20 protein-coding genes are annotated in these 20846 nt (G+C 64.3%); 16 read left to right on the forward strand and 4 right to left on the reverse strand.

Features of this window, described 5'->3' with window-relative positions; translation table 11 throughout:
- Positions 1 to 24: 24 nt before the first annotated feature.
- From lpdA to CK221_RS10385, 4 genes are all read left to right on the forward strand, one after another.
- On the forward strand, positions 25 to 1470 hold the full coding sequence (gene lpdA, locus CK221_RS10370; protein ID WP_095777647.1) for a dihydrolipoyl dehydrogenase: 1446 nt from the start codon (positions 25 to 27) through the stop codon (positions 1468 to 1470).
- A gap of 102 nt (positions 1471 to 1572) precedes the next feature.
- Positions 1573 to 1830, forward strand: a complete 258-nt coding sequence (locus CK221_RS10375) for a GlsB/YeaQ/YmgE family stress response membrane protein (protein ID WP_066989685.1) — start codon at positions 1573 to 1575, stop codon at positions 1828 to 1830.
- Between the two features lie 130 nt (positions 1831 to 1960).
- Positions 1961 to 2926, forward strand: coding sequence for a lipoyl synthase (gene lipA, locus CK221_RS10380; RefSeq protein WP_095777801.1), 966 nt, complete (start codon positions 1961 to 1963; stop codon positions 2924 to 2926).
- A gap of 7 nt (positions 2927 to 2933) precedes the next feature.
- Entirely contained in the window at positions 2934 to 3410 is a 477-nt protein-coding gene (locus CK221_RS10385; protein WP_066989693.1) for a type II toxin-antitoxin system RatA family toxin, read from the forward strand.
- On the opposite strand, the gene CK221_RS10390 is transcribed toward CK221_RS10385, so the two are convergent.
- Together CK221_RS10390 and CK221_RS10395 are read right to left on the reverse strand one after the other, a co-directional pair.
- Positions 3407 to 3889, reverse strand: a complete 483-nt coding sequence (locus CK221_RS10390) for a CinA family protein (protein WP_066989696.1) — start codon at positions 3887 to 3889, stop codon at positions 3407 to 3409. The two genes, CK221_RS10385 and CK221_RS10390, sit on opposite strands and share 4 nt — an antisense overlap.
- Entirely contained in the window at positions 3886 to 5103 is a 1218-nt protein-coding gene (locus CK221_RS10395) for a bifunctional 2-C-methyl-D-erythritol 4-phosphate cytidylyltransferase/2-C-methyl-D-erythritol 2,4-cyclodiphosphate synthase (RefSeq protein WP_066989699.1), read from the reverse strand. Before CK221_RS10395 ends, CK221_RS10390 begins: the two co-directional genes overlap by 4 nt.
- Positions 5104 to 5242: 139 nt before the next feature.
- Here CK221_RS10395 and dusB point away from each other — a divergent pair, with 139 nt between their 5' ends.
- The 8 genes from dusB (at position 5243) to hflX (ending at position 15426) form a co-directional block, all read left to right on the forward strand.
- The gene (gene dusB / locus CK221_RS10400) at positions 5243 to 6271 is read left to right on the forward strand and encodes a tRNA dihydrouridine synthase DusB (RefSeq protein WP_095777648.1); all 1029 of its coding nucleotides are present in this window, start codon (positions 5243 to 5245) and stop codon (positions 6269 to 6271) included.
- Positions 6268 to 7410, forward strand: coding sequence for a nitrogen regulation protein NR(II) (locus tag CK221_RS10405; RefSeq protein WP_066989706.1), 1143 nt, complete (start codon positions 6268 to 6270; stop codon positions 7408 to 7410). The genes dusB and CK221_RS10405 overlap by 4 nt, the downstream gene beginning before the upstream one ends.
- Positions 7407 to 8867 carry a nitrogen regulation protein NR(I) gene (gene ntrC, locus CK221_RS10410; protein ID WP_066989709.1) on the forward strand — a complete coding sequence of 487 codons (1461 nt, stop codon included), beginning with the start codon at positions 7407 to 7409 and terminating at the stop codon, positions 8865 to 8867. The genes CK221_RS10405 and ntrC overlap by 4 nt, the downstream gene beginning before the upstream one ends.
- Positions 8868 to 8986: 119 nt before the next feature.
- Positions 8987 to 11278, forward strand: a complete 2292-nt coding sequence (locus CK221_RS10415; protein ID WP_095777649.1) for a PAS domain-containing sensor histidine kinase — start codon at positions 8987 to 8989, stop codon at positions 11276 to 11278.
- Positions 11268 to 12629: a sigma-54 dependent transcriptional regulator gene (locus CK221_RS10420; RefSeq protein WP_066989715.1), complete on the forward strand. Its 1362-nt coding sequence runs from the start codon at positions 11268 to 11270 to the stop codon at positions 12627 to 12629. Before CK221_RS10415 ends, CK221_RS10420 begins: the two co-directional genes overlap by 11 nt.
- 155 nt (positions 12630 to 12784) lie before the next feature.
- Positions 12785 to 13648, forward strand: a complete 864-nt coding sequence (locus CK221_RS10425) for a D-amino-acid transaminase (protein WP_095777650.1) — start codon at positions 12785 to 12787, stop codon at positions 13646 to 13648.
- 143 nt (positions 13649 to 13791) lie between these two features.
- Positions 13792 to 14037: an RNA chaperone Hfq gene (hfq, locus tag CK221_RS10430; RefSeq protein WP_066989720.1), complete on the forward strand. Its 246-nt coding sequence runs from the start codon at positions 13792 to 13794 to the stop codon at positions 14035 to 14037.
- Positions 14038 to 15426: a GTPase HflX gene (gene hflX, locus CK221_RS10435; RefSeq protein WP_095777651.1), complete on the forward strand. Its 1389-nt coding sequence runs from the start codon at positions 14038 to 14040 to the stop codon at positions 15424 to 15426. It begins immediately after the preceding gene.
- A gap of 8 nt (positions 15427 to 15434) precedes the next feature.
- Here hflX and mazG read toward each other — a convergent pair whose 3' ends face one another.
- Positions 15435 to 16259: a nucleoside triphosphate pyrophosphohydrolase gene (gene mazG / locus CK221_RS10440; RefSeq protein ID WP_095777652.1), complete on the reverse strand. Its 825-nt coding sequence runs from the start codon at positions 16257 to 16259 to the stop codon at positions 15435 to 15437.
- An 82-nt stretch (positions 16260 to 16341) separates the two neighbouring features.
- Complete coding sequence (locus CK221_RS10445) at positions 16342 to 17526, reverse strand: amino acid aminotransferase (protein WP_095777653.1); 1185 nt, start codon at positions 17524 to 17526, stop codon at positions 16342 to 16344.
- Positions 17527 to 17714: 188 nt separating this feature from the next.
- Here CK221_RS10445 and CK221_RS10450 point away from each other — a divergent pair, with 188 nt between their 5' ends.
- From CK221_RS10450 to CK221_RS10465, 4 genes are all read left to right on the forward strand, one after another.
- Positions 17715 to 18236, forward strand: a complete 522-nt coding sequence (locus tag CK221_RS10450; protein ID WP_245430608.1) for a sigma-70 family RNA polymerase sigma factor — start codon at positions 17715 to 17717, stop codon at positions 18234 to 18236.
- Positions 18233 to 19006, forward strand: coding sequence for an anti-sigma factor (locus CK221_RS10455; protein WP_095777655.1), 774 nt, complete (start codon positions 18233 to 18235; stop codon positions 19004 to 19006). The genes CK221_RS10450 and CK221_RS10455 overlap by 4 nt, the downstream gene beginning before the upstream one ends.
- A gap of 37 nt (positions 19007 to 19043) precedes the next feature.
- Positions 19044 to 19760, forward strand: coding sequence for a Bax inhibitor-1/YccA family protein (locus CK221_RS10460; RefSeq protein WP_095777656.1), 717 nt, complete (start codon positions 19044 to 19046; stop codon positions 19758 to 19760).
- A gap of 207 nt (positions 19761 to 19967) precedes the next feature.
- Positions 19968 to 20843 carry an aldose 1-epimerase family protein gene (locus CK221_RS10465; RefSeq protein ID WP_095777657.1) on the forward strand — a complete coding sequence of 292 codons (876 nt, stop codon included), beginning with the start codon at positions 19968 to 19970 and terminating at the stop codon, positions 20841 to 20843.
- Positions 20844 to 20846 lie beyond the last annotated feature (3 nt).

Here is a 20846-nt window from a genome sequence, read left to right on the forward strand (position 1 = left end):
CCAAGAAAAATCAGGGAGAAACCCGTGGCTGAGAACTACGACGTCATCATCATCGGCTCAGGCCCCGGCGGCTATGTCACCGCGGTGCGTTCCGCCCAGCTCGGCTTCAAGACGGCGATCGTCGAGCGCGAGCATCTCGGCGGTATCTGCCTCAACTGGGGTTGCATCCCGACCAAGGCGCTTCTGCGCTCGGCGGAGATCATGCATTATTCGGACCATCTCAAGGATTACGGCCTGAAGCTCGACGGCAAGGTCAGCCCCGACACCGCTGCCGTCGTCGACCGCTCGCGAAAGGTTTCGCTCAGGCTGAATGGCGGCGTCGCCTTCCTGATGAAGAAGAACAAGGTCGACGTCATTTGGGGTGAGGCGAAACTCTCAAAGCCGGGTGAGATCGTCGTCTCCAAGACCGCCAAGAAGCCGATGGAGCCGCAGCCGCCGGTGCCGAAAGGCGTCAAGGTCGAGGGAACCTATACCGCCAAACACATTATCCTGGCGACCGGCGCCAGGCCGCGTGCGCTGCCGGGCATCGAGCCGGACGGCAAGCTGATCTGGACCTATTTCGAGGCAATGGTGCCGAAGGAGATGCCGAAGTCGCTGCTGGTGATGGGCTCGGGCGCCATCGGCATCGAGTTCGCTTCCTTCTACCGCACCATGGGCGCCGAGGTGACGGTTGTAGAGCTGCTGCCGGCGGTGATGCCGGTCGAGGATGCCGAGGTCTCGAAATTCGCGCAGAAACAGTTCGAGAAGCAAGGCATGAAGATCCTGCTCGAGGCCAAGGTGACCAAGGTCGAGAAATCTGCCAACTCGGTCACCGCGCATGTCGAGATGAAGGACGGCAAGGTCGAGAAGATCACCGCCGACCGCATGATCTCGGCCGTCGGCGTGCAAGGCAATATCGAGGGCCTCGGCCTCGAGGCGCTTGGCGTCAAGACGGATCGCGGCTGTGTCGCGGTCGACGGCTACGGCAGGACGAACGTGCCCGGCATCTATGCCATCGGCGATGTGGCCGGGCCGCCGATGCTCGCCCACAAGGCCGAGCACGAGGGCGTGATCTGCGTCGAGAAGATCGCCAATATCCCGGGCGTGCACGCCATCGACAAGCTGAAGATCCCGGGCTGCACCTATTGCAGCCCGCAGGTCGCCTCGGTCGGCCTGACCGAAGCCAGGGCCAAGGCCGAGGGCAAGGACATCCGCGTCGGTCGCTTCCAGTTCGGCGCCAACGGCAAAGCCATCGCGCTCGGCGAGGACCAGGGCTTCATCAAGACCATCTTCGACAAGAAGACCGGGCAGCTGCTGGGCGCGCATATGATCGGCGCCGAGGTGACCGAGCTCATCCAGGGTTTCGTCGTGGCGATGAACTTGGAGACCACAGAGGAAGAGCTGATGCACACGATCTTCCCGCATCCGACCCTGTCGGAGATGATGAAGGAAAGCGTGCTCGACGCCTATGGCCGCGCTTTGAACGCATGATAGACTGCTTGCGCGAGACTCAGACGCGGCAGCCGGAGGATTCTGAGGGCAAAGCAGTTCGTATCCGGATGCATTTTCACCTGATCAAGGAGGAATTGGCATATGGACGTGAATGGCGTGGGCTGGATAGCAGCCATCATCATTGGAGGCTTGGCCGGATGGCTCGCCGAAATGGTCATGAAGAGCAACACCGGCATCCTCATGAACATCATTTTGGGTATCGTCGGCGCGATCGTTCTCAATGCGATCTTACAGGCTCTCAACATCCAGTCCTTCGGCGCCGGCTGGTTCGCGTATTTGATCACCGGTTTCATCGGCGCCTGCCTGCTGATCTTTGTCGGCCGGCTGGTGCGGCGCTGAGCCCCAGCGAAGTCCGTTATGCGAAAATGGCCGTGGCGGCATGCGCCGGCGTGGCCTTTTTCTTTATTCCGAAAAGTCCTAGATGACGCAGACAGGCGGCCGCGATGCGGGCGGCCGCGAAGGGTTCGAAATGGTCACTGTTCTCGACACGATCGCCAATGCGCCGCGCCCGCGGCATCCCGAAAAGGCGCACAGGCCGGACCAGGAAGTGCTGCGCAAGCCGGACTGGATCCGCGTCAAGGCGCCGGTTTCGAAGGGTTACGCCGAGACGCGCGAGATCGTGAAGTCGCACAAGCTGGTGACGGTGTGCGAGGAGGCCGGATGCCCGAACATCGGTGAATGCTGGGACAAGAAGCACGCCACCTTCATGATCATGGGCGAGATCTGCACGCGCGCCTGCGCCTTCTGCAATGTCGCCACCGGCATCCCGACCGCCCTTGAGGCGGATGAGCCGGCGCGTGTCGCCCGTGCGGTCAAGCAGATGGGCCTCAGCCACGTCGTCATCACCTCTGTCGACCGCGACGACCTCGACGACGGCGGCGCGCAGCATTTCGCCGACGTCATCCACGCCATCCGCGCCGCCGCGCCTTCAACGACGATCGAGATCCTGACGCCCGACTTTCTCCGCAAGGACGGCGCGCTTGAGATCGTCGTTGCCGCCAAGCCCGACGTCTTCAACCACAATCTGGAAACCGTGCCGTCGAATTACCTGACGGTGCGGCCGGGCGCCCGCTACTTCCACTCGATCCGGCTGCTGCAGCGCGTGAAAGAACTCGATCCGTCGATCTTCACCAAGTCCGGCATCATGGTCGGCCTCGGCGAGGAGCGGAACGAAGTGCTGCAGCTCATGGATGACCTGCGTTCGGCAAATGTCGACTTCATGACCATCGGCCAATACCTGCAGCCTTCGAAGAAGCACCATCCGGTGATCCGCTTCATCACGCCGGACGAGTTCAAGTCCTTTGAGACGATCGGCAAGACGAAGGGCTTCCTGCTGGTCGCTTCGAGCCCGCTGACGCGCTCCTCGCATCATGCCGGCGAGGATTTCGCCAGGCTGCGCGCGGCGCGCGAGGCGCAGCTCAAGAAAGCCAGCTGACGCTTTCATGCCGAAATTCGAAGCCACCCGCCGCGTCGCCTACACGCCGGAACAGATGTTTGCGCTGGTGGCGGATATCGAGACCTATCCGCAATTTCTGCCGCTCTGCGAGGCGCTGACGGTGCGCTCGCGCAAGGAGCGCGACGGCCGCACCATCCTCGTCGCCGACATGAGCATCGGCTACAAGGCGATCCGCGAAACCTTTACGACCCAGGTGCTGCTCAAGCCCGACGAGAACGCCATCGACGTCAAATACATCGACGGCCCGTTCAAATATCTCAGCAACATCTGGCGCTTCGATCCGGCCGATGGCGGCTGCGAAGTGCATTTCTTCATCGACTACGAATTCAAGAGCCGCATTCTCGGCGCGCTGATGGGCACGATGTTCGATCGCGCCTTCCGCATGTTTTCCGAAGCATTCGAGAAGCGAGCGAACGTGATCTACGGCGCAGCGCAAGGCACGCCTGATCCGCGGATAGCCTAGGCCAGCGCTCGCAGGCCGAGCTGCAGCGCGTGCCGGACCGTCTCGTGGCGGATGAATTCCCGCCCCTTATGACCAAACAGCTGGCACTCGACGACGACCGGCTGGCCGGCAAATGCTATCCCGAACCAGACGAGACCCACCGGCTTTTCCGACGAGCCGCCGCTCGGGCCGGCAATTCCGGTGACCGCAAGGGAGAGGCTCGCGCGCGAATGCGTCAGCGCGCCCGCCGCCATCTCCCTGACCGTCTCACCCGAGACCGCGCCATGCGCCTCAAGCGTTGCCGCGGAGACGCCGAGCATCTCCATCTTGGCTTCGTTGGAATAGGTGATGAAGCCGCGATCGACCACGGCGGAAGAGCCGGCAATGTCGGTCAATGCTGCAATGATCAGACCGCCGGTGCAGCTCTCGGCCGTAGCCAGCATGATGCCGCGCTGCTGACAAGCCTGGAGCAGGGCGTTGGCTAATTCCGCGTTGCTCATGCCGGCACGTCTCCCGGATAGACGACGCTGGCCGTCGCGATCGCCGCAATGCCTTCGCCGCGCCCGACAAAGCCGAGCTTCTCGTTGGTCGTCGCTTTGATCGAAATGCGTTCCGGCGCAATGCCGAGCATCGCCGCCAGCGCCGCCGTCATCGCCTCGCGATGCGGCCCCACCCGCGGCGCCTCGCAAATCAGCGTGATATCGGCATTGGCGATGCGCCCGCCGTGCTCGCGCACCAGCTTCGCGGCATGCTCGACGAAGATCTTCGAGGCAGCGCCCTTCCATTGCCGGTCCGATGGCGGAAAATGCGTGCCGATGTCGCCGGCGCCGCAGGTGGCGAGCAACGCATCGGTGAGCGCATGAAGCCCGACATCGGCGTCCGAATGACCGGAGAGTTTCCGGTCATAGGGGATAGTGACCCCGCACAGAGTGACGTGGTCGCCCGCTTCGAACGCGTGCACATCATAGCCATTGCCGGTGCGGATGTCCGGAAAGCGCGGCAGCGCATTTGAGAGCCGCTGGTCGGCCATCGCGATATCCCTTGCCCAGGTGAGCTTGATGTTGTCCGGCGAGCCCTGGACGATCTTGACCGGAATATGCGCCCATTCGGCGATCGCCGCGTCGTCGGTGAACTCGCTTTTGCCGAGATGATGCGCCTTCTCGTGCGCCGCCAGCAACGGCCAGAACGGGAAGCCTTGCGGTGTCTGCGCCGCGTGCAGGCCGGCCCTCGACACCGTCTCCTCGATCATGCCCTCGGCCGATTCCCGCTTGAGCGTGTCGGCGACGGGCAGCGCCGGCAGGGCTCCCTGGCGCTTGCCGATGGCCTCGATGGTTCGGTCGATGAGCCCATGATCGACAAACGGGCGCACCGCATCATGCACCAGCACCTTTGCCGGCGCCTGCTCCCTCAGCGCCAAAAGTCCCAGCCGGACGGAAGCCTGGCGGGACGGACCGCCCATGACGATGAGCGTGCGCGTAGCATTAGCTCCCGCCGCGCGCTCGAACAGCTCGCGGTCGTCGGCGTGGATCGCCACCACCACTGGCCCGACGGCTGGATGTGACAGGAATCTTTCCAGCGTATGCGCAATGACGGCGCGTCCGCCGATGCGCTGATACTGCTTCGGCCCCTCGGCCTGTCCGGCACGGGCGCCGCGGCCGGCGGCGACAATGACCACGCCGACCTTGCCGTCCGGTTTTTCACTTGTGTCAGTCATGGCGAGAGGCTTAGTCGCGGCTCGCAGGGAAGGCCAGCATTTTCCAAAATGCGCCTTAATGTGACGTCATTGCGCGTTGCACAATGGCTTGCATCTGGCTACACAATGTGCAGCAATCGAATATGCTTGGTTTTTGTGCATGCCTGAATTGACCACATTGGCTTCGCCGCTCGACGTCGGCGGCGTAAGGATACGCAACCGCGTGTTCCTGGCGCCGATGTCCGGCATAACCGACGAGCCGTTCCGTCAGCGTGCGCATGCGCATGGTGCCGGGCTGGTCGTGTCGGAAATGGTGGCGAGCGGCGAACTGGCCAAGGGCAGGGCCGGCTGCGATCTGCGCATCCGCCATTCCGGGCTGCCCGTCCATATGGTGCAGCTTGCTGGCCGCGAGGCAGCGCACATGGCCGAGGGCGCGCGAATCGCGGCGGGCGAGGGCGCCGACATCCTCGACATCAACATGGGCTGCCCGGCAAAGAAGGTGACGGGCGGCTATGCCGGCTCGGCGCTGATGCGCGATCTCGATCACGCGCTCTCGCTGATCGAGGCGGTGGTCGGTGCGGTCTCGGTGCCGGTGACGGTCAAGATGCGGCTCGGCTGGGAGGAAAGCGCGCTCAACGCGCCCATGTTGGCGCGCCGCGCCGAGCTGGCCGGCGTGCGCATGGTGACCGTCCACGGCCGCACGCGCTGCCAGTTCTATCAGGGTAAGGCCGATTGGCGCGCCATTGCGCGCGTCAAGGAAGCGGTCTCGATCCCGGTGGTGGCCAATGGCGATGTCGGCTCGCCGGAAGAGGCTGCGACGATCCTGGATCAATCAGGCGCCGACGCGGTGATGATCGGCCGTGCCCATTACGGCGCGCCGTGGACCGCCGGTAGCATCGCGGCAGCCGCCGCTGGCATGTCTGCAACCGATATTCCCCAAACGCCCCAGACGCTCGCCGACTACGTGGTTGCGCATTACGAGGACATGCTCTCGCTCTACGGCGTCGAAAGCGGGCTTCGCCAGGCGCGCAAGCATCTCGGCTGGTATCTGGACAGCCACGCGACTGGTGTTTCGGCGGAACGGCGCAAGCATATCCTCACTTCCTTCGAGCCGGCTGAAGTGATCGCCGGGCTGCGTCAAGCTTTTACCGAAAGCGCGGCATCGCCAGAATTGCGGAGCGCGGCATGAATACGAACCTCCCACAGCCGGCCGACACCGCGGATGCCGCCAATATCGTGCTGAACACCATTCGCCGCCCGGTGATCATGGTCGATGCCGACGGCTTCATCACCTTCGCCAACGCGGATGCAGAGGATTTCTTCCGCTCCAGCGCGACCATGCTGGCGCGCAACACGTTGTCCAAGCTGGTCCCGTTCGGCAGTCCGCTGCTGACCTTAGTCGACCAGGTGCGCGAGCGCCGCGCGCCGGTCAACGAATACCGCGTCGACGTCTCTTCGCCGCGCCTCGGCATCGAGAAGATGGTCGACCTCTATGTCGCCCCGGTGCCGGAGTTTCCCGGCTCGGTCGTGGTGATGTTCCAGGAGCGGTCGATGGCCGACAAGATCGACCGGCAGATGACACATCGGGGCGCCGCCCGTTCTGTCACCGGCCTGGCGGCCATGCTGGCGCATGAGATCAAGAACCCGCTCTCCGGCATCCGCGGCGCGGCGCAACTGCTCGAGCTCTCAGCCTCCGACGAGGACCGTGCGCTCACCCGCTTGATCACCGACGAGACCGACCGCATCGTGTCGCTGGTCGACCGCATGGAGGTGTTTTCCGACGAGCGGCCGATCGAGCGCTTTCCCGTCAACATCCATGTCGTTCTGGATCATGTGAAAGCGATCGCCAAGAACGGCTTCGCAAAAAAAATCAAGATCTTGGAGGAATATGATCCATCGCTTCCTCCAGTCTATGCCAACCGTGACCAGCTGATCCAGGTGTTCCTCAACTTGGTCAAGAACGCCGCGGAGGCGATCGGCGCCGACCCGCAGGGCGAGATCGTGCTGTCGACGGCTTTCCGGCCCGGCATCCGCGTTTCCGTGCCGGGAACGCAAGACCGCGTCTCGCTGCCGCTGGAATTCTGCGTGCACGACAACGGCCCCGGTGTTTCAGAGGACATCCTGCCGATCCTCTTCGATCCGTTCATCACCACCAAACCGAACGGCTCGGGCCTCGGGCTGGCCCTGGTCGCCAAGATTGTCGGCGAGCATGGCGGCATCATCGAATGCGATTCGACGCAGCGTGGAACCACTTTCCGCGTCTTGATGCCGGCCTGGAAGGACACTTTGCCCAACGCCGGCGACGAAGCTGAAGGAGACCGCAAATGACCGTTCGCGGCAATATCCTCGTCGCCGACGACGATGCGGCGATCCGCACCGTGCTCAACCAGGCGCTGTCGCGCGTCGGCCATGAGGTGCGCGTGACCTCGAACGCCTCGACGCTGTGGCGCTGGGTGGCTGCCGGCGAGGGCGACCTCGTCATCACCGATGTGGTGATGCCGGACGAGAACGCCTTCGACATGCTGCCCCGCATCAAGAAGGCGCGGCCCGAGCTGCCGGTTATCGTCATGAGCGCGCAGAACACTTTTATGACCGCCATCCGCGCCTCCGAGACCGGCGCCTACGAGTATCTGCCGAAGCCGTTCGATTTGACCGAGCTGCTCAACATCGTCAATCGCGCGCTTGCCGAGCCGAAGCGGCCGAAGCTGGATTCCCGCGCCGACGACCAGCCGGAGACGATGCCGCTGGTCGGCCGCTCGGCGGCCATGCAGGACATCTACCGCATGCTGGCCCGCATGATGCAGACCGACCTGACGGTGATGATCAGCGGCGAATCCGGCACCGGCAAGGAGCTGGTAGCGCGCGCGCTGCACGAATACGGCCGCCGCCGCGGCGGGCCTTTCGTGGCCATCAACATGGCCGCGATCCCGCGCGACCTGATCGAATCGGAACTGTTCGGCCATGAGAAGGGCGCCTTCACCGGCGCGCAGAACCGCTCCACCGGCCGCTTCGAGCAGGCCGAAGGCGGCACGCTGTTCCTCGACGAGATCGGCGACATGCCGATGGAGGCGCAGACGCGCCTGCTGCGCGTGCTCCAGCAGGGCGAATACACCACCGTCGGCGGCCGCACGCCGATCAAGACCGACGTGCGCATCGTCGCCGCCACCAACAAGGATTTGCGGACCCTGATCAACCAGGGTCTGTTCCGCGAGGACCTGTTCTACCGCCTGAATGTCGTGCCGCTGCGACTCCCGGCGTTGCGAGAGCGTTCTGAAGACGTGCCTGACCTTGTCCGGCATTTCTTCAAGCAGGGCGCCAGCGAAGGCCTGCAGACCAAGCGCATTTCCGCCGGTGGCATCGAGCTGATGAAGCGCTATCCCTGGCCCGGTAATGTGCGCGAGCTGGAAAATCTGGTGCGCAGGCTCGCCGCGCTCTATTCGCAGGACGAGATTTCGGCCGAGATCATCGAGGCCGAACTGAAGACCGGCGAGCGATCTGTCGTGCCGGACGGCGGCGCGCTGATCCCCGACGATCTGTCGATCGGCCAGGCGGTCGAGCATTTCCTGCAGCGCTATTTCGCCTCGTTCGCCGGCGATCTGCCGCCGTCGGGGCTCTACCAGCGCATCCTCGCCGAGGTCGAATATCCGCTGGTGCTGGCTTCGATGACCGCGACGCGCGGCAACCAGATCAAGGCGGCCGAGCTTCTGGGCCTGAACCGCAACACGCTGCGCAAGAAGATCCGCGAGCTTGGCGTCAACGTCTACAAGGCCGCCAGGCAGCCCTGAGTTGCCCTTCACTTTTGGGAATTAAGTCGGGGAAAGATTTCCGTCCCGGCCACACTTGTTGCATAATCGCCACAATGCGTTGCATACATCCGACGCAATGACCGACTCTAGACGGCGATATGGCTGCTGAGGCTCCGACACTGAACCAACCGCTTTTCAGCCGGGCCGGCGTTCGCGACGGTCGCCGGCTGCTGGCGCTGCCCGGCGTGGTCGCGATCGTCGGCGCCATGATCACCGCAGCGATCTCGTTTGCGATCCTTGTCGGTGCGACCCCAATCGCGCCGAATGCAAACGCCACCTGGGCGCTGATCGCGCTCAACGCCGTCTTCGTCCTGTTCCTGATCGCCCTGATCAGCCGCGAGATCCACCGCATCGTCATGGCGCGCAGGCACGGCCGTGCAGCATCGCGGCTGCATGTGCGCATCGTCGCCATGTTCGCGCTGGTCGCCGCCATCCCGGCGATCATGGTCGCGATCATCGCCTCGATCACGCTCGATATCGGCCTCGACCGCTGGTTCGAGATCCGCACCAAAACGATCGTCAATTCGTCGCTGTCGATCGCCGATGCCTATGTCCAGGAAAATGCGCGCAACCTGCAGGGCACGACCCTGTCGATGGCCTACGACCTCGACGCCTCGCGCACGCTCTACGGGCTCGACCGCACCGGCTTCCTCGATCTCATGAACAAGGAGGCCGTTGGCCGCGGACTGGCGCATGCGGCGCTGATCAAGCCCGATGGCTCCTTCGTCATGAGCGCCAAGACCGACGCCGACTTCGCCATGCCGGAGCCGCCCCCTGGCGCGGTCAACACGGCCGCCGACGGCAAGCCGGTGCTGATCGAGCCGCGCACCCGCAACATCATGGGCGCCATCGTCAAGTTGCGCGAGATCGAAGGTCTTTATCTCTACACGATCCGGCTCGTCGACCCGGACGTTATCAAGGCGCGGCAGATCGTTCGGTCGAACACCGACGAGTATCGCGGACTGGAAGAGAACCGTCGCACTTCGCAAGTCGCGTTCGCGCTGCCCTATCTGTCGCTGACCCTGATCGTCATCCTGTCGGCGATCTGGACCGGCATCGCCGTGGCCGATCGCATTGTCCGGCCGATCCGCCAGCTGATCGGCGCGGCCGACGAGGTGGCGACCGGCAATCTCGACGTCGCCGTCCCCGTGCGTCAATCGGACGGCGACGTCGCTTCGCTCGGCGAGACCTTCAACAACATGATCCTCGAGCTCAAATCGCAGCGCAACGAGCTGCTGTCGGCCAAAGACCTGATCGACGAGCGGCGGCGGTTCTCGGAGGCGGTGCTGGCCGGCGTGACCGCAGGCGTCATCGGCGTCGATCCCTACGGCGTCATCACCATCGCCAATCGCTCGGCCGAAACGATGCTGGCGATCTCGGCGAGTGCCGCGCTCGGACAGAACCTGTCCGCCATCCTGCCGCATGTCGGTCGCGTCTTCGAGATCGGGCGCCAATCCGGCAAGCCGGTCTATCGCGAGCAGGTGACCTTCTTCCGCGCCGGCATGGAACGGACTTTCAATGTCCAGGTCACCGTCGAGGCCGGAGACGACGGCTCGGAAGAAAAATCCTATGTCGTCACCATCGACGACATTACCGATCTCGTGCAGGCGCAGCGGTCTTCGGCCTGGGCCGATGTGGCGCGGCGCATTGCCCATGAGATCAAGAATCCCCTGACGCCCATCCAGCTCTCGGCCGAGCGCATCAGGCGCCGTTACGGCAAGGTCATCACCGAGGACCGCGAAGTCTTCGATCAGTGCACCGACACCATCATCCGTCAGGTTGAGGACATCGGCCGCATGGTCGACGAATTCTCGGCCTTCGCCCGCATGCCGAAGCCGGAGATGAAGGTGATAGACCTGCGCGAGTCGCTGCGCGAAGCTTCGTTCCTGGTGGAAGTCAGCCGCTCCGACATTGCTTTCCAGCGTGATTTCGACAACGAGCCGCTCAAGGGAACGTTCGACAGCCGCCTGATGGCGCAGGCCTTCGGCAACGTCATCAAAAACGCCGCCGAGGCCATCGACGGACTTGATGCGCAAGACCGTTCCGACGGCACAATCCGGATTCAAGCCGGGCGCCAAGATGGCGCCATAAGAATCGATGTTATCGACAACGGCAAAGGGCTGCCGCGCGAGAATCGGCAGAGACTGCTCGAGCCCTACATGACGACGCGCGAAAAAGGCACCGGCCTTGGCCTCGCTATCGTCAAGAAGATCGTGGAGGACCACGGCGGCCGGCTCGAATTGCACGACGCGCCGCCCGATTTCCACGGCGGCCGGGGCGCGATGATCTCGATCATCTTGCCACCGGCGGCGGTCGTCCCCGCGCCGCCACGCGGCGAAGGCCGCGACGAACACGAACGAGAAACTGAAAAGGTCGGTAATGGCGTCTGACATTCTCATCGTCGATGACGAGGAAGACATCCGCGAACTGGTCGCCGGTATCCTGAGCGACGAAGGTCACGAAACCCGCACGGCACACGATGCCGACAGCGCGCTAGCGGCGATTGCCGATCGCGCGCCACGGCTGATTTTCCTCGATATCTGGCTGCAGGGCTCGCGCCTCGACGGTCTGGCGCTGCTCGACGAGATCAAGACGATGCATCCGAACATGCCGGTGGTGATGATCTCCGGTCACGGCAACATCGAAACGGCGGTGTCGGCCATCCGGCGCGGCGCCTATGATTTCATCGAGAAGCCGTTCAAGGCCGACCGTCTCATCCTGATCGCCGAGCGCGCGCTGGAAACTTCCAAATTGCGGCGCGAGGTCTCGGACCTCAAGCTGCGCAGCGGCGAGACCTTCGACCTGATCGGCATGTCGTCAGCGATGAGCCAGCTGCGGCAGACCATCGAGCGTGTCGCGCCCACCAACAGCCGCATCATGATCATCGGTCCGTCGGGTTCCGGCAAGGAACTGACGGCGCGCGCCATCCACGCGCTTTCGGCGCGCAAGAACGGGCCGTTCGTGACGCTGAGCGCCGCCACCATCACGCCGGAACGCATGGAGATCGAGCTGTTCGGCACCGAATCGAACGGCACCGAACGCAAGGTCGGCGCGCTGGAGGAGGCGCATCGCGGCATCCTCTACATCGACGAGGTCGCCGACATGCCGCGCGAGACGCAGAACAAGATTCTGCGCGTGCTGGTCGAGCAGCAGTTCGAGCGGGTAGGGGGCACAAAGCGGGTCAAGGTCGACGTCCGCATCATCTCCTCCACAGCGCAAAACCTGGAGGCCATGATTGCCGATGGCCGCTTCCGCGAGGACCTTTATCATCGCTTGGCGGTGGTCCCCGTCACTGTGCCGGGTCTCGCCGAACGGCGAGAGGATATTCCGTATCTCGTCGACAATTTCATGAAGCAGATCGCGCGTCAGGCCGGTATCAAGCCGCGCCGCATCGGTGACGACGCGCTGGCCGTGCTGCAGGCGCACAACTGGCCGGGGAACGTGCGCCAGCTGCGCAACAATGTCGAGCGGCTGATGATCCTGGCGCGAGGCGGCGACGTCGACGCGCCGATCACCGCTGACCTTCTGCCCTCCGAGATCGGCGACGTCATGCCGCGCACCCCCAACCAGTCGGACCAGCACATCATGGCGCTGCCGCTGCGCGAGGCGCGCGAGCAATTCGAGAAGGACTATCTGATCGCCCAGATCAACCGCTTCGGCGGCAACATCTCGAAGACGGCCGAGTTCATCGGCATGGAGCGATCAGCCTTGCACCGCAAGCTGAAGTCGCTGGGCGTGTAAAGGCAATCCAGGAAAGTGGGCAGCGCCGGTTGGGCTCGGCGGCTTCGCCGTAGCCTTCCGTCCGGAATTGCCCAAAGCCGGCTGGCCCACGCGATTGTTCATTACGGCAGCGGCGGAATCGCTTAAGAGAGCCGGACATTTCCCTGAGGTAGCCCATGCCGCGCATTGCCTATGTCAACGGGCGCTACGTTGCCCATGCCGACGCCCGCGTCCATATCGAGGATCGCGGCTATCAGTTCGCTGACGGCGTCTATGAGGTCTGCGAGGTGGCGCGCGGCTTTATCGTCGACATGCCGCGCCATCTGGCCCGGCTCAAGCGCTCGCTCAAGGAATTGTCGATCGCATGGCCCGTCTCGGAAGGCGTCCTGCCGATGCTGCTGCGCGAGGTGGTGCGCCGCAACAACGTCGTCAACGGCCTCGTCTATCTCCAGGTGACGCGCGGCGTCGCCAGCCGTGAATTCGTCTTTCCGGCAGCCGGCACCCGTCCGTCCTTGGTTATAACCGCCCGGAAGGCCGACCCCTCTGCTGCCGCCAAGCGGGTTGAGACCGGCATCAAGGTCATCACCGTCCCGGAGAATCGCTGGGACCGCGTCGACATCAAGAGCACCGGCCTGCTTGCCAATGTGCTCGCCAAGCAGAAGGCCAAGGAAGCCGGCGCCCAGGAGGCCTGGTTCGTCGACTCCGACGGCACGGTCAAGGAGGGCGGCTCGTCCAATGCCTGGATCGTCACCCGCGACGGCGTTCTGGTGACGCGGCCGGCCGAACACGGCATCCTGCGCGGCATCACGCGCACGACACTGTTCGACGTCGCCGAAAAGCTCGGTCTGAAGATCGAGGAGCGTGGGTTTTCGATCGCCGAAGCCAAGGCAGCGCGCGAGGCTTTCATCAGTTCCGCGACCACGATCGCCATGCCGGTAGTCGAAATCGACGGCGCGCCGATCGCAAACGGCCACCCCGGCTCCATGACACTTTCGTTGCGGCAGGCATTTTTTGACATTGCGGAAAAAAGTCCAGCCTGATAACCGCAAAGGTGGAATGAACCTCAACTATCTCGTTCTGCTTGTCGTTTAGGCGGCAAGAGGGGGTTTGCGCGCTTGACAGGCGCCGCGTAATTTGGCGCATTGGCCTGCAGACCGAAGGGGATCGGCGAAAGACAAAAACAATGGCGGAACGATCGCAAAACCTTCAGGACCTGTTCCTGAATTCAGTTCGCAAGAGCAAAAATCCACTTACCATCTTTCTCATCAACGGTGTGAAGCTGACCGGCGTGGTCACTTCGTTCGACAATTTCTGTGTGTTGTTGCGGCGCGACGGGCATTCCCAGCTCGTCTACAAGCACGCCATTTCCACGATCATGCCGAGCCAGCCGGTTCAGATGTTTGATGGCGAGGAAGGCCAGGGCGCCTGATTGGCACGTGAGCAGGACGCGGACCGCAGAGTTCGCGGGAAACAAGGACATCAACTCGGGCCGGAAGCCAAGGATCCGACCCGGGCCGTTGTCATTGTGCCGGTGCTTGCGCGCCAGCCGCGCGGCGATGAGGATTCGAGCCGCCCGCGCCTGAGCCGCTCGGCGGATGCCCGCCACGACGAGGCGGTCGGGCTTGCCAGCGCCATCGACCTGGACCCGGTCCACACCGCGGTGGTGACGGTCACCGATCCCCGCCCGGCAACGCTGCTCGGCAGCGGCAAAGTGGCGGAATTCGCCGACATCGTGAAGGAACGCAAGGCGGAATTGGTCATCGTCGACCATCCGCTCACGCCGGTGCAGCAGCGCAATCTCGAGAAGGAACTGAACGCCAAAGTGCTCGACCGCACCGGGCTTATCCTCGAGATCTTCGGCGAGCGCGCCAGGACCAAGGAAGGCACCCTGCAGGTCGAGCTGGCGCATCTCAACTATCAGAAGGGTCGGCTGGTGCGCAGTTGGACCCACCTCGAACGGCAGCGCGGCGGCGCGGGTTTCCTGGGCGGTCCCGGCGAAACGCAGATCGAATCCGACCGGCGGATCCTGCAGGACAAGATCACCAAGCTCAAACATGAGCTGGAAACGGTTCGCCGCACCCGCGACCTGCACCGCGCAAAACGCAAGAAGGTGCCATTTCCGGTAGTTGCGATCGTCGGCTACACCAATGCCGGAAAGTCGACGCTGTTCAACCGGCTGACCGGGGCAGGGGTGCTGGCGGAGGACATGCTGTTCGCCACGCTCGATCCGACGCTGCGCCGCGTGCGCCTGCCGCACGGCACGCCGATCATCCTGTCGGACACGGTCGGCTTCATCTCGGACTTGCCGACTCATCTGGTCGCGGCCTTCCGGGCGACGCTGGAAGAGGTCGTCGAGGCCGATCTCGTGCTGCATCTGCGCGATATCTCTGATGCGGACACGGCAGCGCAGGCCGAGGATGTCGAGCGCATCCTTGGCGATCTCGGCGTCGATGCCGCGGACACCAGCCGCGTGATCGAGGTGTGGAACAAGATCGACCTGCTCGACGAAGGCAATCGCGAGCGCCTGCTTGCCGAGAGCGCCGGCGGCAAGGCGCCGCCGATCGCGATATCGGCAGCGACCGGCGAGGGGATCGATGCGCTCAAGGCGCTCATCGAGGCCAGAGTGTCGGGCGAGTTGGAAACGATGACGGTGACGTTGAGCCCTGCTGAGCTCGGCCAGGTCGACTGGCTCTATCGCAATGGCGATGTCGTCTCGCGGAGCGACAATGAGGACGGCAGCGTCACCATCTCACTGACGGCCACGCACAGCGCCCGCCAGGAGATCGAGACCCGGCTGAACCGCAGGAACCACGGCTAGACCGCTGCTTATCTTGCGTTTTTGGCCTGCTGCCAGAGGGTTTCCATCTCGTCCAAAGTCGCCTGTTCCAACGACCTCCCGGAAGCCTCCAACTCCCGCTCGACATAATGGAAGCGCGAGCGGAACTTCTCGTTGGTGCCGCTCAGCGCGGCTTCGGCATCAAGTCTCAAATGGCGGCCGAGATTGACGACGGCAAACAGCATGTCGCCGAACTCATCCTTGATGGGTGCCGCGTCGCCCGTGACCAGCGCCTCGCGCAGCTCGCCGATCTCTTCCTCTATCTTGTCGAGGATGGGTGCTGCCTCGCTCCAGTCGAAGCCGACGCGCGCAGCCTTCTCCTGCAGCTTCAACGCGCGGGTCAGCGCAGGGAGCGCAACCGGCACGCTATCGAGATAGCCCTTGCCGTGATCTTCCGGGTCGAGGCCGCGCGCGATGCGGGCGTTGCGCTTGTCGGCCTTCTCCACCGCCTTGATCTTCTCCCACATGCCCTTGGCCATGCCGGCGCTGCGCGCCTTCTCGTCGCCGAAGACATGCGGGTGACGGCGGATCATCTTGGTGGTGATCGCCTCGACAACGTCGCCGAACGCGAACTCGCCAATCTCCTGCGCCATCTGCGCGTGGTAGACGACCTGCAGCAGAAGGTCGCCCAGTTCCTCGCGCAGATCGTCGAAGTCGGCGCGCGCGATCGCATCCGCCACTTCATAGGCTTCCTCGATCGTGTAGGGGGCGATGGTGGAAAAGTTCTGCTCGATATCCCAGGGGCAGCCGGTCTTCGGCGCTCTCAGTGCCGCCATGATCTCGATCAGACGGGAGATGTCTTTGGAGGGTTTCATGCAACAAACCCTAGCGCGCGCCGCGGCGGGCAACCAATCCCGCCGGCTGGCAAAAGCCGATTGTCCACAGTTGCGCCGGCGCTCAGTCGAGCACCGAAACGATCGCCTTGGCGAGCTCGTCCATGCCGTCCTCAGGCAGACCTGCCACATTGATGCGGCTGTCACCCACCATATAGACGGCGTGCTCGGTGCGCAGCCGCTCAACCTGCGCTTCGGTGAGCCCCAGGCGGGAGAACATGCCGCGATGGCTGGCGACGAAATCGAAGCGATCGGAGTTGGATTGCCGACGCAACGCCTCGGCGAAGGCGACACGCAGCCTGAGCATGCGCAGCCGCATCTCCTCGAGTTCCGTCTCCCAGACCTTCTTCAGATCGGCGTCTTCCAGCACCATGCGTACGGCCGCAGCGCCATGGTCCGGCGGCATCGAATAGAGCGCTCGCGCCGCTGCCAGCATCTGGCTCATCGCCACGTCGGCCTGTGCGCCGTCCTTGGCCATGATCATGGCGGCACCGACGCGGTCGCGATAGACGGCGAAATTTTTCGAGCAACTCGAGGCGACGACCATCTCGGGCACCTTGCCGGCGAGCAGCCGCAGGCCGGCGGCATCGGCGTCGAGCCCTTCGCCAAAGCCCTGATAGGCGATGTCGACGAAAGGCAGCAGGCCGCGCTCAAGCAGAACGTCGGCAACGTTCGCCCATTGCGCAGCATCCAGGTTGGCACCGGTCGGGTTATGGCAGCAGCCATGCAGCAGCACGATATCCCCGCTATTGGCGGTCTTGAGCACCGCCAGCATGTCGTCGAAACGGACAGCGCCGGAAACAGCGTCGAAATAAGGATAGTCGCGCACCTGTAGGCCGGCGGCGCGCATCACCGGCAGGTGGTTCGGCCAGGTCGGATCGGAGAGCCACACCGTCGCGCCTGGGCGCGTGCGCTGCAGAAGCTCGGCCACCAGCCTGAGGGCGCCCGATCCGCCCGGCGCCTGCGCTGCGCGGATGCGCGAATGATCGGCCCTCTCGCCGAAGGCAAGCTTGATCATGGCGGCGTTGAAGCCGGTGTCGCCGGCGAGGCCGAGATAGGTCTTGGTGTCCTGGCCCGCGAGCAGCCGCTTCTCAGCCTCGCGCACGGCCCGCATCACCGGCGTCCTGCCGTCACGATCCTTGTAGACGCCGACACCGAGGTCGACTTTGCGGGGGCGCGTGTCGGCGCGGTAAAGGCCGATCAACGCAAGGATCTTGTCGGCGGGCGCGGGCTGCAGGGTCTCGAACATCGATAGGGCTCCAGTGGCGGCGGAGTGATACGCAAATCGGCCGCGCTTCGCCAGCGGTTTCCTCCGTTTGCCCGCTCGGTTACTGGCTCACCCCAGGCCGGCGCAACTCCTCGCGGGAATCGCAGAAAGAAACGGCAGCCAGGGATTAAAATCCCCACATGCTCCGTAAACAGCGCATGAAACGGTCGATGGCACGCTTCGATATCGTCGGGCAGTTGGGCTCGCTGCGGCGCTACGCACGCTCGCTGACGCGCGACAGCGCCGATGCCGAGGATCTGGTCCACGACGCGCTGGTGCGCGCCTATGAGCGGCGCGGCACCTTTCGGTCGGGCGGCAACCCGCGCGCCTGGCTGCTGGCGATCCTGCACAACATCTTCATCGACCGCATGCGCTCGCGGCGGTCCGAGGCAGCGCGCATCGAGCAGGCAGGCCGTCTCGCCGAGCAAAACATGCCGGCGTCCCAGGACCATTCGGTGCGCCTTTCGCAGGTGCGCGAAGCCTTCCTGTCGCTGCCGGAAGAGCAGCGCGCCGCGCTGCATCTCGTCGCCATCGAAGGGTTGAGCTACGCGGAGGCCGCCGACGTCAGTGGCGTCCCGCTCGGAACCCTGATGTCGCGCATCGGCCGCGCTCGTGCGGCGCTGCGCGAGATGGAGGAGGGCGCTCCGGCGCGCGGCAAAAATCACCTGAGGATCGTGGGAGGTGAATCATGACCGCCATCGTCGATCCGGTGACCGATGCCGATCTCGACGCCTATGTCGACGATCAGCTCGACGTCGCCCGCCGCATCGAGGTCGAGGCGTTCCTGTCCGCTCGTCCCGAAGTGGCTGCGCGTGTGATGTCGGATCTCAGAACGCGCGACGAGTTGCGCGTGGCGCTGGCCGGGCCACGCGCAATGGCGCGCCCGGCGACGACCGACGCGGCGCGTCGGCTGGAGAGGGTGCTTGTCAGGGACCGTGCCTTTTCCGTGCTGCGGCGCGCCGCGGCCGCCGCCGTGCTGGTGGCGGCGGGGTGGCTTGCGAACGGCGTCTTCGGGCCGATCGCTGTCAGCAAGGTGGTCGCGTCGACGCAGCCGCCCGCCTATGTCGAGGAAGCGGTGAGCGCGCACCGGACGACGCTGGTGCGTGAGACGATGCCGTCCCAGGCCGAAGCGCCAAATTACAATGCCGACGAGATCCGCGCCGCGACCGCGATCGTCATGCCGTCATTGCCCGACGACTGGCGGATCCGCGATGTTCAGATCTATCCGTCGCGGTTCGGGCCGAGCGTCGAGATGGCACTCGAAACGAAGGACCTCGGGCTGGTGTCGCTGTTTGCGATCAGGCCAGGCACGTTCGACGTCGTGAAGCCCAGCGTCGCGCCCTTGGGCGATATTTCGTCCGCCTATTTCCAGATCGGCGAGGTCGCTTACGCCGTCGTCGGACAAGGCGATGCCGGCGATCTCGACCGGGCCGCCGAAAAGCTCGCCCGCACTCTCTATTGAAGCAGCCAATCGAACCGACCAACCAAGGAGAAACGAAATGAACAGCCCTAATCTTGGATACCGAATGGGCACCGGCGTCCGGGCCGGTGCCGTCTATGACGAGGGCTTGCGCCGGCACATGCTGCGCGTCTACAACTATATGGGCCTCGGGCTCGTCGTCACCGGCCTCGTCGCCCTTGTTGTGGCCTCGACGCCGGCGCTCTACGTCCCGATCTTCTCCACGCCGCTGAAATGGGTGGTGATGCTGGCGCCGCTCGCCTTCGTCATGTTCTTCTCCTTCAAGATGCAGACGATGTCGGCGGCGAGCGCGCAGGCGATGTTCTGGGCCTTCTGCGCGGTCATGGGCCTTTCGCTGGCTTCCGTGTTCCTGGTGTTCACCGGCACCAGCATCGCGCGCACCTTCTTCATCGCCGCCACCATGTTCGGCGCCACCAGCCTCTACGGCTACACGACCAGGCGCGACCTGGCGCAGTTCTCGTCCTTCCTGATCATGGGCCTGATCGGCGTGGTGATCGCGAGCCTCGTCAACCTGTTCCTCGGCTCGACCGCGCTGCAGTTCGCCATCTCCGTGATCGGCATCGCCGTCTTCATCGGCCTGACCGCCTGGGACACGCAGACGATCAAGGAGCAGTATGCCGAGAATTTCGACGCGGAATCGCAACAGAAGCTCGCCGTCTTCGGCGCCTTCTCGCTGTATCTCAACTTCATCAACATCTTCCAGCTTTTGCTGAATTTCACCGGCGAACGCGAATAGTCCGGACCGTAGCAGGCAACAGCTTCGAACCGTGGCCGACGGGTAAACCGCTGGCCACGGTTTGTCTTTTGGCATCGTGTCTGGCGTGGCAACGCTGTCGGTCGTTTGCGGCGGCTGCTTGAGGGGGTGCCGCACTGCCTGCTGCCCTTGAGTTCAGGCGAGGCCTTTTGCTAGCCTGCCGGCCCGACCAGCCAGTCGCGAGGACGCATGGAACAGCTGACGCTTGACGGTGACGGCATCTCGGCGACCATCGTCGGGCAGGGGGCCGAGTTGGTCTCCTTGCGCGATGCCGAAGGCACGCAACTTCTGTGGCAGGCGGGGCCTGAATGGCGGCGTCATTCGCCGGTGCTGTTTCCGATAGTCGGCCGGCTGAAAGGCGACCAGTTGCGCCATCGCGGCAGAGCCTATCCAATGACGCAGCATGGCTTCGCCCGCGACAGGCGCTTTGCCTGGGTGGAGCAGGGACCTTCCTCCTGCACGCTGGTCCTGACCGATGACACCGAGACCCGCACCCGCTACCCATTCGCCTTTCGGCTGGCCATAAGCTACAGCCTCGGCCCCAGCCAGCTTGGCGTGACCTTCGAGGTCGCCAACACAGGCGACGAGGTGCTGCCGGCCTCGGTCGGTGCCCACCCGGCCTTCAACTGGCCTTTGCTGCCGGAATTGCCCAAGGAAGCCTACCGGCTGACCTTTGCCGACGATGAACCCGCTCCGATACGGCGCCTGAAGGACGGGCTCATGCTGGCGACGCCGCAGCCAACGCCCGTCGAGGGCAAGACGCTTGCCCTCTCCGAGCGGCTGTTCGATGACGACGCCGTCATTCTGGACCGGCCCGCCAGCACCAGCGTGCGCTATGCCGCCGGGCGGGGGCCGGCGATCGAAATGTCGTGGCAGGGATTCAACGAATTGGGCATCTGGTCCAAGCCCGGCGGCGCGCCGTTCCTCTGCATCGAGCCCTGGCATGGGGTTGCAAGCCCGGTCGATTTCGACGGCGAATTCGCCGACAAGCCGGGCGTGATGCTGATCCCGCCAGCCGCCAAGCGCAAGTTGACCTACCGGATCACCATCAGCCGGGATGCGTGAGGC

Origin of the sequence: Mesorhizobium sp. WSM3868, from assembly GCF_002294785.1 — a bacterium.
Taxonomy (GTDB): Bacteria; Pseudomonadota; Alphaproteobacteria; order Rhizobiales; family Rhizobiaceae; genus Mesorhizobium.